Source organism: Mesorhizobium sp. B2-2-3 (assembly GCF_006442405.1).
Lineage (GTDB): Bacteria > Pseudomonadota > Alphaproteobacteria > Rhizobiales > Rhizobiaceae > Mesorhizobium.
Genome location: NZ_VFWC01000016.1, coordinates 92671 through 107239, shown reverse-complemented (window position 1 = coordinate 107239; position 14569 = coordinate 92671). Strand labels below are relative to the sequence as shown.

The following is a 14569-nucleotide window of genomic DNA, read 5'->3' as shown; positions in this document are numbered from 1 at the left end:
GGGTCCCGATCAGCTCTCGTAGTGGTCGCGCACGAGCCGGTCGAGCAGCCGCACGCCAAAGCCGGAACCCCAGGACTGGTTGATTTCGTTCGACAGCGCCCCCATGGCGGTGCCTGCGATGTCGAGATGGGCCCAGGGCGTGTCCTTGACGAAGCGCTGCAAGAACTGCGCGGCGATGATGGCGCCGCCATAGCGGCCGCCGATGTTCTTCATGTCGGCATTCTTGGAATCGATCAGCTTGTCATATTCAGGACCGAGCGGCATGCGCCACAGCCGCTCCTGCGTCGACTGCCCGGCTGTCGCCAGGCGTTCCGCCAGTTCGTCATTGTTGGAGAACAGGCCGGCATAGTGCTGGCCGAGCGCGACCATGATCGCGCCGGTCAACGTCGCCAGATTGACCATGAACTTCGGCTGGAAGCGGTCATTGCAGTACCAGAGCGCATCGGCCAGCACCAGGCGCCCCTCCGCATCGGTGTTGAGCACCTCGATGGTCTGGCCCGACATCGAGGTAACGATGTCGCCGGGACGCTGCGCATGGCCGTCGACGGCGTTTTCCACAAGCCCGATGATGCCGACGACATTGGCCTTCGCCTTGCGGCCAGCGAGCGCATGCATCAGTCCGGTCACCGCCGCGGCCCCGCCCATGTCGCCCTTCATGTCCTCCATGCCAGATGCCGGTTTCATCGAATTGCCGCCGGTGTCGAAGGTGACGCCCTTGCCGATGAAGGCGACCGGGCTGTCCTTGGCCTTGCCGCCGTTCCACTGCATGACGGCCATGCGGGCGCCGCGCGGCGAGCCTTGCGCAACGCCGAGCAGCGACCCCATGCCGAGTTTCTTCATTTCCTTCTCGGCCAGTATCTCGACCTTGACGCCGAGGGCCTCCAGTTCCTTGGCGCGGGCGGCAAACTCGACCGGTCCCAGGACGTTTGCCGGCTCGTTGACGAGGTCACGTGCCAAAAGCACGCCGTCGATCACAGCCTCGGTCTCGGCGAAGGCCTTCTTCGCACCCGCCGGATCGGCGGTGTGGATGGTTATCTTGGCCGGCTTTTTCGGCTCGGCCTTGTCGCCTTGGCCATCGTCCTTGTCTTTCCTGGTCTTGTACTTGTCGAAGGAATAGCTGCGCAGAAGAATACCCGCGGCAAGGCTGGCCGCCTGCGCACCGCTTGACGAGGCGCCGACCACGTCGAGCACCACCGCCACGTCCGTCGCCTTGCGTAGCGACCCCGCGATGGTGCCTCCAAGCTTCGTCCAGGCGTATTCGTCGAGCCCGGATACCTTGCCGGCGCCGATCGCGACCAGCCTGTCGAGCGAGCTTGCCTGTGGCGTCAGCACTTCCACCACGCTGGCGAACTTGGCCGTGAATTCGGCCACAGGGAAGGCCCGTTCCAGCGTCTTGCCGGGATCATACGCCGCGGCGGTTTCGCTCAGGCCGCCATCATCCGCCGCCAGCACGAAGACCGTCCCCTTCCTGTTCGCGGCGGTCTGCGGCGCAGCGAATTTTGCGAAGGCGATCGAGGGTCTCTGGTTCATCATGTCCTGCTTTCGGGGAATGCGCGGCTCGCGCGAAGCGGTTGGAAGCGATCCGCGACATTTGGTCGTTTTCCGGCATTTGGCAAGACTTTGCCAAACGTGCTCCCCATATGGCACATGAATCAACGGCGATTCGTCGCGGCACGGCTCCGCTTTTTGGCCGCAACCTGTTGTTAACCATCGATGTTCGCCCTTTCTTATCCAATCCCGCCGACACTCCGGCCCAACGTGGCGCGCGATGTGGGACGGGAACCGGATCGTCTGCCTGACAGAGCCCGACGCAGCCAGTTGTGCGGGCGTCGCCGGACGGCTACCCTTATCCGGTGGCATGATGCCGTTCGAGAAAATTGAGAAAAGCCTTCATGAAGGTCGTTGAACGCTACATCATGCGCCGCGCTTTCGTGGTCTTTATTGCAGCGCTGGCCTGGACGCTGGCCATTGTCTGGACGACGCAGGTGCTGGCCAAGATCGACCTCGTCACCGACAGCGGCCAGTCGGCGCTGACCTTCTTCGAGGTTGCGGCCCTCATTCTTCCCTCGATCATTCCGATCGTGGTGCCCTTCGCGCTCGTGGTGGCGGTTGCCCAGACGCTCAGCGTCATGAATTCGGATTCGGAGCTCGCCGTCGTCAACGCAGCGGGCGCCTCGCGCTGGACCATCGTGCGGCCGATCATGATTCTCGCGGCCGCGGCCAGCGTCTTTTCCTTCGCCGTCGACAACGGCATCGACCCTTACGCGCGCCAGAAGAACCGGATGCTGGTGGCGGAGTCACGCGCGGATCTTCTGTCGCTGATCATCCAGGAGGGCACATTCCGCAAGATCGATGATGGGCTGTTCCTGCAGATAGGCGAGCGGCTTCCCGACAACCGGCTGGGCGGCATCTTCGTCGCGGATTCGCGCGAGGAAGGCGTCAACCTCGTCTACTATGCCAAGACGGGCAGCATCATCGAACGCGGCGGCGAAAAGGTGCTGATGATGAATGACGGCGTCATCCATCGAAAGACACTGACCGGCGACCTCTCGGTCATCCGCTTCACCTCCTATGCCTTCGACATGTCGGCCTTCATGGCGGCAGCGTCGGAGGTGACGCTGATGCCAAAAGACCAGACGACCCAGTACCTGCTCAACCCGAGTGCCAACGACAAGGTCTACCAGCAGCGCCCGAACGAATACCGGGCGGAGGTCGACCAGCGGTTCTCGGAATGGCTCTATTCCATGGTTTTCGCCTTGATCGCACTCGCGGTCGCCGGAGACGCACGCTCGCATCGCGAGGCGCGCGTCAATCCGCTGATCACGGCCATCGCGATATCGCTGTTCGTGCGCTGGCTGGGCTTCTTCGCCGCCAGCAAGGCCGACGAGGTCCCGCAATATGCGTATATGGTCTACGGCGTGCCCATCGTGTCGTCGGCGGTGGCAATTTGGTTCATCGCATCCAACCGGACGATGGAACTGCCAGTGGCCTGGGCAGATTGGCTGACGAATCTCGCCAGCCGGATGGCTGACGCCTGGAATGCCGTCAAGCTGCGCCTGTCCAGGCGCAGCGCCTCGGGCCAGGGGGTCAGCTGATGGGCTGGACGCTGGGACGCTACTTCTTCTTCCGCTATGTCACGATCACCGTGTGGTTCTTCATCGGCCTGCTTGCGCTGGTGTTCCTGATCGATTTCACCGAGCTTTCCGGCCGCACGACCGGCCTGCCCGGCTTCACCTATGGAACGGCGCTGGCCATTTCCGGACTCAGGATGCCGATGATCATGCTGCAGACCGTGCCGTTTGTCGGTCTCTTCTCGGCGATGGCGACGCTGGTCTCGCTCAACCGCAGGTATGAACTGGTCATAGCGCGCTCAGCCGGCGTTTCGGCCTGGCAGTTCCTTTTGCCGTGCTGCATCGGAGCGCTGTTGTTCGGCGTCCTGTCGGTCGGTCTCATCAACCCGCTCGCAGCGCACGCCTTCTCCTGGTCCGAACAGATCGAAACCCAGTTGCGCTCGGGCAAGTCGAATACGGTGTCGGCCGACGCCGCGCCCTGGATCCGGCAGAAAACCAGCTCCGGAGACACCATCATCGGAGCGCGCGCCATCCTCAACCAAGGCCTGGAGATGGCTGACGCTGTCTTTTTCATCCTCGACCCGCAAGGCGATATCGTCGAGCGCAAGGATGCCGCGCGCGCCTACCTGCGGGACGGCTACTGGGAATTGCAGGACGTTAAGACCTTCAGGAACGGCACCATCCAGCCTGCGGCAAACGATCGCGTGCCAACCAATCTGAAGCCCGAATTCGTGCAGGAGCGGCTGGCGCGCCCGGAGACCATTCCATTCTACGATCTGCCGGGAAAAATCGAGGTTGCCCGTTCCTTCGGCCTCAAGGCAAATGCCTTCGCCATGCAGTTCGATTCGCTGGTGGCGTTGCCGTTCCTGCTCGTCGCCATGACGCTGATTGCGGCAACAGTTTCAATGCGATTTGCGAGGATGGGGCAATCGGCAACGATGATTCTGGGTGGCGTCGTTGCCGGGTTTCTGCTTTATGTCGTTTCGGTGCTGGTGAAGGCATTCGGCGTGGCGGGGTTCGTGCCGACTGTCGTAGCTGCCTGGGTGCCGGTCGTGGTAGCTATGTTCTTCGGGGTGACTTTCCTGCTATACAAGGAAGACGGCTAGTGAGGGAGGCCTTTTTGCCCAGTAACAGGCAGGCCGGTTTGGCGCGCCTTTATGCGGCGACCGCCTTAGCATGCCTGTTTGCATGCGCGGTTCCGCTGCCTGCGGTCGCGCAGGATGTCGGCGACATGGCGACCAAGGTGCCGTCCGGCTCGCAGATGCTGCTGGCGGCCGATACGCTGGTCTACAACAACGACAATCAGACCGTGACCGCCGTCGGCGGCGTGCAGATCGACTATGGCGGCAACCGACTTGTCGCACAGAAGGTCGAGTACAACCGCAACACCAAGCGCATGGTCGCAAGCGGCAATGTCGAGGTGATCAACAGCGACGGCACCAAGATCAATTCGGATCATATCGACATCACCGACGACTTCGCCGACGGTTTCGTCAACGCGCTCCGCGTCGAAACCATCGACAAGGCCTATTTCGCCGCCGAAAGCGCCGAACGCATGGGCGGCGTGCTGACCACCTTCCACAATGGCGTCTACACTGCCTGCGAACCGTGCGAGGACAAGCCCGACAAGGCGCCGACCTGGCGTGTGAAGGCCAGGAAGATCATCTGGAACGGCGAAAAGAAGACGGTCCGCTTCGAGAACGCGAATTTCGAATTCTTCGGCTTCCCGCTAGCCTACCTGCCGGCGTTCGAGATCGCCGACCCGACGGTGAAGCGCAAGAGCGGCTTCCTGATCCCCGGCATCGTCTTCAAAAGCGATCTGGGCGTGGGGGTGAAGGTCCCCTATTATTTCGCGCTCTCGCCGACCTACGACCTGACCGTCACCGGCACCGGCTTTACCAAGCAGGGCTTTCTCGGTGAGGCCGAGTGGCGCCAGCGCTTCAACAATGGCGAATACAGCCTGAAGATCGCGGGGATTCAGCAGCGAGACCCCGATGCCTTCATCGACGCCGCCGGCCGCAATATCGATTCGGGCGAGGCCGGCGATCCCAACAAATTCCGCGGCATGATGGGCACACAAGGCCAGTTCGCCATCAATTCGCGCTGGAATTTCGGCTGGGACATGCTGCTGCAGACCGACAAGAACTTCTCGAACACCTACGCCATCGACAAATACAACGGGTCCGTTCACCAGTCGTCGGTTTACCTGACGGGGCTCGACGGCCGTAATTATTTCGACCTGCGCGCCATGCATTTCGAGGTGCAGGAAGACACCCTGGACAGCAATATCGCTGCGCGAAGCGGCCAGCAGCCGTGGGTGCTGCCCTCGCTCGACTATGCCTACATTCCGGATACGTCGGTCGCAGGCGGCCAGTTGTCGTTCAACGTCAATTCGCGCGTCATCCGCCGCGATGACCTCGACGAGACCTATTTCACCCCCTACTTCCCCCCTTCAGGCACCCAACGTGTGCGCGGCATCGAGGGCGAATCAGGCCGGCTCACCGCCCAAGCCGAGTGGAAGCGGTCATTTGTCACCGATGACGGGTTGGTGCTGACACCCTTGCTGGCGCTGCAGGGCGACGTCGACTATGTCAACGCGTCATCAGCTTCACTCGCGGCCGTCAACCAGATGGCGACGAATTTGGGCGAGCAGGATGATATGCGCTCGTCTTTCGCCCGCTATATGGCAACCGCCGGGCTCGAGATGAGCTGGCCGCTGCTGTTTTCGATGGCCAGCGGCTCCAGTCATGTGTTCGAGCCGATGGCGCAGGTCTTCCTGCGCCCGAACGAACAATATGTCGGCGGCCTTGCCGTCCCGAACGAAGATGCGCAGAGCATGGTTTTCGACGCGAGCACCTTGTTCGAGCGCGACAAGTTCTCTGGCTATGACCGCATCGAAGGCGGCTCGCGCGCCAATGTCGGCCTTCGCTATTCCGGTTCCTACATCAACGGCTGGGGCACCAACGCCATCTTCGGCCAGTCCTACCAGATCGGCGGCGAGAACTCCTTCGACGCGCCGGACCTGGTCAATGTCGGCGCCTATTCGGGCCTCGAAAACACCAAGTCGGACTATGTCGGCCTGTTTGGCGTCAGCAGCCCGAACGGGTTCGCCGCCTCGGTCAGCGGCCGTTTCGACGAGCAGAGCTTCGAGGTTCGCCGCGCCGAGGTAAAGGCCGCCTATTCCGGCCTACCGGTGTCGCTGAGCGCCAAATACGCCTTCATCCAGGCTCAGCCGCTCTATGGTTTCACCACCGACCGCCACGAGGTCACGCTCGGCGCGTCCACGCATCTTGCCGAGAACTGGCGCGTGTTCGGGACGGGAACCTATGACCTCGAGGAAAGCCTGCTGGTCAAGGACGGGGTCGGTTTCGCCTACAATGATTCCTGCTTCACCTATCTGATGACGTACTCGCAGTCGCGCGACCTGCACACCAGGGAGGTGACGCAGAGTGTCGGCTTCAACCTGTCGTTCCGCACCCTCGGCGATTTCGGATCGTCGAGCAGCGCCTTCGACACCACCCAGTAGTCCGCGACATCGTTTCGCCGCATAGGGCTGGCAGGGACTTCACAAACCCCGAAGAAGGATGAAGTTGGGCGGGACCGGGATAGAATTGGGATGTTTGCGATGAGGAAATACCTCTTTTCAGCAGGGTTGGCGCTGCTTGTGGTGGCGACATCCGTGTCGATGACCGTCATCACGCCGCCGGCTTTCGCCAGCGAGATCAAGTACGTCGTCAACGACATACCGATCACCAGCGGCGACATCGCGCATCGCGCCGCCTTCCTCAAGCTGCAGCGCAAGAAGGGCGACGCCGGCCAGGAAATGATCGATCAGACCTTGCGCATGGCCGAAGCCAGACGGCTTGGGATTCACATCAGCGACGCGCAGGTCGAGGCCGCGTACCAGCGCTTTGCCTCGAGCAACAAGATGCAGCTCAGCCAGCTCGACGGCGTCATGGAAAAGTCCGGCGTCAGCAAGGGCCATTTCAAGGAGTTCATCCGCGCCCAGATGGCCTGGAATCAGGCCTTGAGCGCGCGGTACCGTTCCGGCGAGGGCGGCAGCGTGACCGAGCAGGACGCGGTCAGGCGCATGCTCGACAAGGGCGGCTCCAAGCCGAGCGCCACTGAATACATGCTCCAGCAGGTCATCTTCGTCGTGCCGGCGGCCGAACGCAGCGCGACGCTGGGCAAGCGCAAGCGCGAAGCCGACGCCATGCGTGCCCGCTTCAACGGCTGCAACACGACGCGGCAGTTCGCCAAGGGCCTGATCGACGTCACGGTTCGCGATCTCGGCCGGGTGCTGGCGCCGCAACTGCCGCCGGACTGGGCCGAGCAGATCAAGGCCACCAAGGTTGGCGGCGCCACGCCTACCCGCCAAACGGAGCGCGGTGTCGAGTTCATCGGCATCTGTTCGTCGCGCGAGGTGTCCGACGACAAGGTCGCCCAGATGGTGTTCCAGAGCGAAGGCTCCAACGACAAGGCGGCCGACGATCTCAGCAAGAAATATGTCGACGAGCTGAAGGCAAAAGCCCGCATCGTCAAGCGCTGAGGTGGACAGGGCGATGCGCGCGCTGGCGTTGAGCGTCGGCGATCCATCCGGCATCGGGCCGGAAATCGCGATTGCCGCGTTTCTGGCGCGTACAGCCGCAGCCCTTCCGCCCTTCTATCTCCTCGCCGATCCCGCGCTGATCGCCTCGCGGGCGCGCCGCCTCGGCGTTTCGCTGCCTATCGAGGAAACGACGCCAGCGCAGGCAACCGAGGTCTTTGGCCACGCACTGCCGGTCGTTACGCTGGCTGCCCGCTTCATCGACAGCCCCGGCCAGCCGGACCCGGCCAATGCGGCGGGTATCATCGAAGCGATCGATCGGGCGGTGGCCGCTAGCCTCGCCGGCGACGCCGCGGCCGTCGTCACCTGCCCGATCGCCAAGAAGCCGCTCTACGACGCCGGCTTCCGCTTTCCCGGCCACACCGAATATCTGGCGTATCTGGCGGCGCAGCACAGCGGCGTGGAAGCGATGCCGGTGATGATGCTGGCAGGCCCCGACCTGCGCACCGTTCCCGTCACCATTCACATCGCGCTGGCCGAAGTGCCGAAGGCGCTGACCACCGACCTGATCCTCGCCACGACGCGGGTCACCGCCGCCGACCTCAGGGACCGCTTTGGCATCGCCAACCCACGGCTCGCCATCGCCGGCCTCAACCCGCATGCGGGCGAGGATGGCTCCATGGGCCTGGAGGACCAGCGCATCATCCGACCGGCAATCGAGATCCTGCGAGCCGAAGGCATCGACGCGTTCGGGCCGTTGCCCGCGGATACCTTGTTCCATGCCCGGGCCCGGGCCGGCTACGACGTGGCGCTGTGCATGTATCACGACCAGGCGCTGATACCGGCCAAGGCGCTGGCCTTCGACGAAGCGGTCAACGTCACGCTCGGCCTGCCCTTCATCCGCACGTCGCCCGACCACGGCACCGCCTTCGATATCGCCGGCAAGGGCATCGCCCGGCCCGACAGCCTGATGGCGGCGCTGCGGCTTGCACGGCAGCTGGCCGACACCGACGCCAAATTTGTCACGCAATGAGGCTCAACTCATGAGCATGGATGGGCTGCCGCCGCTGCGCGAGGTCATCGAGCGCCACGGTTTGCAGGCAAAGAAGGCACTGGGCCAGAATTTTCTGTTCGACCTCAACCTGACCGGCAAGATAGCGCGCGCCGCCGGCAGCCTGGCGGAGACGACCGTAATCGAGGTCGGCCCCGGCCCTGGCGGGTTGACAAGGGCCCTGCTTTTCAACGGCGCGCGCAAGGTCGTCGCCATCGAGCGCGACGAACGCTGCCTGGCGGCCCTCGCCGAGATATCGGCCCATTATCCCGGACGGCTGGAGGTCGTTTCCGGCGACGCTCTGAAGATCGACTTCCCGACGCTTGCCGCGACCGCCGGAGACGGCGGTCCGGTCAGGATCGTGGCCAACCTGCCCTACAATATCGGCACGGAACTGCTGGTCCGCTGGCTGACCGTCGCGGATTGGCCTCCCTTCTATGCCTCGATGACCCTGATGTTCCAGCGTGAGGTGGCCCAGCGTATCGTCGCCGCGCCTGGCAGCGAGGCCTATGGCAGGCTCGGCGTGCTGGCGGGGTGGCGCACGCAGGCCAGGATAGCGTTCGACGTGCCGCCCCAGGCGTTCACACCGCCGCCCAAGGTGACCTCCTCCGTGGTCCATCTCGAGCCGCGTGTGACACCGCTATGCGCCGACGTGAAAAAACTCGGCCGCGTCACGGAAGCCGCCTTCGGCCAGCGCCGAAAGATGCTGCGGCAGAGCGTGAAGAGCCTCGGCGGCGAGACCCTGCTCGAACGCGCCGGGATCGACCCGACCCGGCGCGCCGAGACGCTCGATGTCGAGGAGTTCGTGCGGCTGACCAATGCGGTGTAATGCCGCCGGCCGTGGAAGCGCAGAGCAATCCGGTCCTTGTCGAGCGCATGCTTCGAACTACACGCCCAACACCGCTTTAACGCGCTCGCGCGTGTAGGGCAGGTCATAAATGCGTTTTCCCGCCGCATGGCGGAAGGCGTTGGCGATCGCGCCGGCGGTCGGGCCCTGCGCTGCTTCCGCGACGCCGAGATAGGGCGTGCCGGGATTGTCGACGACATGCACTTCCACGCTGTCGGGAACGGCGCTGAAGCGCAGGATCGGATAGGCCGACCAATCCGCGCTCAGGATGCGGGTGTCGTCGAAATGGACGGCCTCGTAGAGCGTCCAGCTCATTGACTGCAGGATACCGCCTTCGGTCTGGTTGACGATCGAATCCGGCGCCACCGCTTCGCCGCAGTCGACCGCCGAGACCACATGCGAGATGGCGATGGCACCGCTGTCGCGATCGACCTCCGCTTCAAGCGCGACCGCGAGATAGGCGGCGTGGTTCTTGTACTTGGCGAAGGCGAACCCCCGACCGCGGCCCTCCGGCATAGGATCATTGCTCCAGCCGAATTTTTGAGCCGCAACCTCGATCACCTTCCTGGCGCGCGGGTCCTTCATGTGCCTCAGCCGGTATTCCACCGGGTCGGCGCCGGCCGCGAGCGCCAGCTCGTCCATGAAGCTTTCGATCGAGAAGACGTTGCAGTAGGCGCCGAGACCGCGCAGCGACGAGACGCGCACCGGCATGTCGGCGACGAAATGCCAGTTCACCCGCTGGTTCGGCACGTCGTATAGCGGGATGGCGTTGCGGTCGCCATTGCCGAGCGGCGAGATCTGCAGCTTGGCCGGATCGGGCGGGAAATGCTTCGCCACCAGCCGGCCGGCGATCAGCGAACCTGCCGTTCCCGGCCGCGTGCCGTGACTGTTGCTCCACAGATCATAGTGCCAGTTGACGATCTTGCCGCCGGCGTCGAGCGTTGCGCTGGCGCGCGTCAGCATGCCAGGGCCATAGGGCTCCCACAAATGCTCCTGATCGCGCATCCACTGCACGCGCACCGGCGTGCCGGGCAGCGCCTGCGCGATCAGCGCGGCGTCGGCCGCCGCGTCGTCGGCACCATTGTGGCCGTAGCAGCCTGATCCCTCGGTGTGGATGCAGCGCACCTTTTCCGGCCCGACGCCGAGCATCTCGGCGATCGCCTTGCGGTCTGGATAGACGCCTTGCGTGTGCGTCCACACCGTGATGAGGCCCTTGTCCGACAGGGCAACGGCAGCGGAAGGGCCGATCGACCCATGCATCTGGTAGGCGCGGGTGAACTGCGCCTGCAGCGTCTTTGCGCCGGCTGCCGTTTCCGCGCCGACCGAAGTCACGGTGCCGACCTCGGCGACCGAGCGTTCGAGGAAGGCGGGGATATTGTCCTGGTCCGGCAAGACCGGCTGCTCCTGCCACTTCGCCTTGGCGGCCATGGCGCGCATGGCCTGGACCGCCTGGAATTCCTGCTTGGCCACCACGGCCAGGAAGTCGCCGTCGCGGATTACCGCCAGCACGCCGGGCATCGTCTTGATGCCGGCCTCGTCGACGCTGACGAGCTTGGCCGAATAGCTTGGTGGGCGAACGACGCGGGCATGCACCATGCCGGGAAGCCGCATGTCCTGCACATAGGCCTCGCCGCCCGTCACCTTTGCCGGAATATCGACGCGGGCGAACGGCTTGCCGATCGCGTGATAACTGTCCGGCGATTTCAGCGCCGTGTCGGCCGATGCGTCCACATGCAGCAAATCCGCCACCACGAGTTCGCCATAGCCCACGGACTTCCCGTCCGACCCGGTGATCCTACCGCTTGCCGCCTTGAGCTGGTCGGCCGGAACGCCGAGCTTTTCGCTGGCCTTGGCGATAAGGATCTGGCGCACCTGTGCCGAGGCGTAGCGTATGGCGGTGCCGCTGTTCTGGATCGTCTGGCTGCCGGCGGTATAGCCTTCGTTAGGAGTCAGCGCGGTGTCGGCGGTGATGAGCTTGATGGAAGCCGGCTCGACCTCCAGTTCTTCGGCGGCGATCTGGCGTAGCGACGTCCTGGTGCCTTGACCGAGTTCGGCCTTGCCGGTGAAGACGGTGATCGAACCGTCGGCATCCAACCTGATCCAGGCGTCGAGCGAGGGGGTATCGGCAAGGCTGCCCGGCAGTTTCTTGGCCGGGGCCGGCGTCGCGGGCGTCTGTGCCGAGGGCGCCGCCTCCTGAGCCTGCACGGGAATGGTGAAGGACACGACCAGCGCGCCGGTTCCGGCGAGAAAGCCGCGTCGTGTCAGCTCGGGAAAGGTTGGCGCGTTCATCATGCCCTCCCCGCGGCCGCAGCCGGCGCCAAGCCAGCCGATTTCGATTTCATCAGGTCGCGCGCGCGGCTCACGGCCCGCAGGATGCGTATATGGGTGCCACAGCGGCAGAGGTTGGGTTCCAGCGCCTGCCTGATATCGGCCTCACCGGCATCGGGTTTGGCCTCGAGCAGCGCTTGCGCCCGCATCATCATGCCGGCGATGCAATAACCGCATTGCGCCGCCTGCTCCTCGATGAACGCTTTCTGCATCGGGCCGGGGTTCTCGATCGTGCCCAAACCTTCGACCGTCTTGACCTCGCGGCCCTCCACCAGCATCGCTGGCGTCAGGCAGGAGAAGACGGGCTTGCCGTCGACCATCACCGTGCAGGCGCCGCATTGGCCAAGGCCGCAGCCGAACTTGGCGCCGTTCAGCTTCAAATCGTTGCGCAGCACGTAAAGCAGCGGCGTCGCGGGATCGACGTCGACGTCGTGGGAGGTGCCGTTGACATTGAGATTGATCATCTGTCCTTCGCTCCTACATTGTCCGGGCCGCGCTCGATGCCGTCCGAGGGCCGGACGCTGACCTGGTATTTTCCGCTCCTGGTGTCGGCGATCCTGGCGGCCGCATCCTGCGAGGCCGGCTTGCCGGCAAAGGCATCGCGCAGATAGGCCAGCAAGTCGTTTACCTGGTCGTCCTTCAGCGTCGCCGCGAATCCCGGCATGATCGCGCTCGGGCGTCCACCCGCCGCCGGCAGGCCGAACAGCACGGTGTTGATGACGTTCTGCGGATCTGGCGCGTTGACCGCGCTCGACAGATGGAAATTGATACCGCCAAAAGGCGGCGGACGGCCGCCGTCGTGGCAGGTGGCGCATGCGGCCTGGTAGATGACGGCTCCACGCGCCGCCGGCGTATCGGCGGATGTCGGCACCACGGCGGCGGTGGACGCCGGGTCGGCCGCGGCGCGGCCGCGGATGGCCTGCGCGGCTGCCGTCCGTTCGGCGGATGGTTCGCCCATGAGCGACATGACGTAAGTGGCCATGGCGTCGATGTCGGCATCGGGAAGCCGGCCGAGATTGCCCGTCACTTCGCCCATCGGGCCATTGGCGACGCCGTGGTCGGCATGCCAGCCTTGCCTGAGATAGGCAAACAGGCTGTCATGCGTCCATGGTATCGGCGCCGGTGAAGTGCCGTCGAGCGCAAATGCCGTCCAGCCTTCCGCCTCGCCGCCGGCCATGTGCGAACCCTTCTCTTCCGCGCCGAACCGATTGCGCGGCGTGTGGCAGGCGCCGCAATGCCCGAGCCCATCGACCAGATAGGCGCCGCGGTTCCACTGCGCGCTTTGTGAAGCATCGTTTTGATAGGCGCCCCTGTCGAAGAACAGCAGCTTCCAGCCGGCCAGCACCAGGCGCATATCGAGCGGGAAAGGCAACTCGTTCGGAGGCGGCCGGTTGTTCACCGGCTGGCGCGTCATCAGATAGGCGTAGAGCGCGCGGTTGTCCTCATCGGAGACACGCGTGAAATGATCGAATGGGAAGGCCGGGTAGAGATGCCTGCCCTCGCGGTCGACGCCTTCGCGCATGGCGCGGTTGAAGGCTGCCTGCGACCAGCGGCCTATGCCGGTCTGCGGATCTGGCGTGATGTTGGTCGAATAGATGGTGCCGAACGGCGTCGGCACGGCGAGCCCGCCGGCAAAGGACTTTTCATCGGGCCTGGTGTGGCAGGAGGTGCAATTGCCGACCGAGGCCAGCACAGCGCCTTTCTCGATCAACGCCGGGTCGAACGACGATCGTTGCGGCGGCTCGACAGGATCGATTGCCGGCTTCCAGGCATAGGCGAAAAATCCGGCGCCGCAGACAATGATGATGGCAAGAACGCCCAGCCAGAAGCGTTTCAAGATCTGCTCTCCCTCATGGCGGTACGCTGAAACGCTGCCGCCCCGGCCGTTACCGGCGCCGCGCACGCGTTCGTGCGGGAGAAACTAGGGGCGTTGCCCTCTTCGTCAATTGTCTGATTTATGGCGCCGAAAAGCGCATCTTGCAGGACAGGCGCCTGCCCGGGCACATCGTTTGGTGCTGCCGGCCTTCGGCTTGTCCGCCGGCCCATCTTCGTGGGCAAAGCAAAGTGCTAGCTCGTCTTCTCGTCCAAAAGTCCCGAGACGAAATCGAACAAGCCGGGCCGACGATCGCGCCGCAGCCGCTCGGCGACAACGATGCCGCGCACTTCGGCGAAGGCGCGATCGAGATCATCGTTGACGATGACGAAATCATACTCCTTCCAGTGCTCGATCTCGTTGCGCGCGTTCTTCAGCCGCGTCTCGATCACCGCTTCCTGGTCCTCGGCGCGGCGCTTCAGCCTTGCCTTCAACTCCTTCATCGACGGCGGCAGGATGAAGATCGAGACAATGTCGGCGCGCATCTTTTCCTTGAGCTGCTGGGCACCTTGCCAATCGATGTCGAACAGCATGTCGCGCCCTTGAGCGAGCGCAAGTTCCGCCGGCTCGCGCGGTGTCGCGTAGCAATTGCCATGCACCTCCGCCCATTCGAGCAGGGCGTCGGAATCGCGCAGCCGCTCGAACGCGCGCATGGTGCGGAAATGATAGTGAACGCCTTCGATCTCCGAGCCGCGGCGAGGCCTGGTGGTGACGGAGACCGACAATTCGAGGCTGGAATCGCTTTCCAGAAGGTTGCGCGCAATCGTCGACTTGCCCGCGCCCGACGGCGACGACAGCACGAGCATCAGGCCCCGGCGGCGAATGCGGGACCCTAAATCCCTGGCGACCATCG

General features: G+C 64.2%; 11 protein-coding genes. 6 read left to right on the top strand and 5 right to left on the bottom strand.

Annotation, left to right across the window (positions count from 1 at the left end; genetic code table 11):
• Nucleotides 1-9 precede the first annotated feature (9 nt).
• The gene (locus FJ951_RS25035) at nucleotides 10-1530 is read right to left on the bottom strand and encodes a leucyl aminopeptidase (protein ID WP_140517857.1); all 1521 of its coding nucleotides are present in this window, start codon (nucleotides 1528-1530) and stop codon (nucleotides 10-12) included.
• 362 nt (nucleotides 1531-1892) lie between these two features.
• Between FJ951_RS25035 and lptF the strand changes: the two genes are divergently transcribed.
• The 6 genes from lptF to rsmA all read left to right on the top strand — a co-directional run bounded on the left by lptF (nucleotide 1893) and on the right by rsmA (nucleotide 9497).
• Complete coding sequence (lptF, locus tag FJ951_RS25030) at nucleotides 1893-3095, top strand: LPS export ABC transporter permease LptF (protein ID WP_140517856.1); 1203 nt, start codon at nucleotides 1893-1895, stop codon at nucleotides 3093-3095.
• A complete protein-coding gene (gene lptG, locus FJ951_RS25025) occupies nucleotides 3092-4177 on the top strand; it encodes an LPS export ABC transporter permease LptG (RefSeq protein ID WP_181165175.1) in 1086 nt (361 codons plus the stop codon). The genes lptF and lptG overlap by 4 nt, the downstream gene beginning before the upstream one ends.
• Nucleotides 4177-6597, top strand: coding sequence for an LPS-assembly protein LptD (locus tag FJ951_RS25020; protein WP_181172277.1), 2421 nt, complete (start codon nucleotides 4177-4179; stop codon nucleotides 6595-6597). The genes lptG and FJ951_RS25020 overlap by 1 nt, the downstream gene beginning before the upstream one ends.
• A gap of 90 nt (nucleotides 6598-6687) precedes the next feature.
• Complete coding sequence (locus FJ951_RS25015; RefSeq protein ID WP_181165136.1) at nucleotides 6688-7620, top strand: peptidylprolyl isomerase; 933 nt, start codon at nucleotides 6688-6690, stop codon at nucleotides 7618-7620.
• 13 nt (nucleotides 7621-7633) lie between these two features.
• The gene (pdxA, locus tag FJ951_RS25010) at nucleotides 7634-8650 is read left to right on the top strand and encodes a 4-hydroxythreonine-4-phosphate dehydrogenase PdxA (RefSeq protein ID WP_181172276.1); all 1017 of its coding nucleotides are present in this window, start codon (nucleotides 7634-7636) and stop codon (nucleotides 8648-8650) included.
• Nucleotides 8651-8660: 10 nt separating this feature from the next.
• The gene (gene rsmA / locus FJ951_RS25005) at nucleotides 8661-9497 is read left to right on the top strand and encodes a 16S rRNA (adenine(1518)-N(6)/adenine(1519)-N(6))-dimethyltransferase RsmA (protein ID WP_140517853.1); all 837 of its coding nucleotides are present in this window, start codon (nucleotides 8661-8663) and stop codon (nucleotides 9495-9497) included.
• A 57-nt stretch (nucleotides 9498-9554) separates the two neighbouring features.
• On the opposite strand, the gene FJ951_RS25000 is transcribed toward rsmA, so the two are convergent.
• From FJ951_RS25000 to gmk, 4 genes are all read right to left on the bottom strand, one after another.
• The gene (locus FJ951_RS25000) at nucleotides 9555-11804 is read right to left on the bottom strand and encodes a molybdopterin cofactor-binding domain-containing protein (protein WP_140517852.1); all 2250 of its coding nucleotides are present in this window, start codon (nucleotides 11802-11804) and stop codon (nucleotides 9555-9557) included.
• The gene (locus FJ951_RS24995) at nucleotides 11804-12307 is read right to left on the bottom strand and encodes a (2Fe-2S)-binding protein (protein ID WP_140517851.1); all 504 of its coding nucleotides are present in this window, start codon (nucleotides 12305-12307) and stop codon (nucleotides 11804-11806) included. The genes FJ951_RS25000 and FJ951_RS24995 overlap by 1 nt, the downstream gene beginning before the upstream one ends.
• Nucleotides 12304-13680: a cytochrome c gene (locus tag FJ951_RS24990; RefSeq protein WP_140517850.1), complete on the bottom strand. Its 1377-nt coding sequence runs from the start codon at nucleotides 13678-13680 to the stop codon at nucleotides 12304-12306. Before FJ951_RS24990 ends, FJ951_RS24995 begins: the two co-directional genes overlap by 4 nt.
• Nucleotides 13681-13910: 230 nt before the next feature.
• On the bottom strand, nucleotides 13911-14567 hold the full coding sequence (gene gmk / locus FJ951_RS24985) for a guanylate kinase (protein ID WP_140517849.1): 657 nt from the start codon (nucleotides 14565-14567) through the stop codon (nucleotides 13911-13913).
• Between the last annotated feature and the right edge of the window lie 2 nt (nucleotides 14568-14569).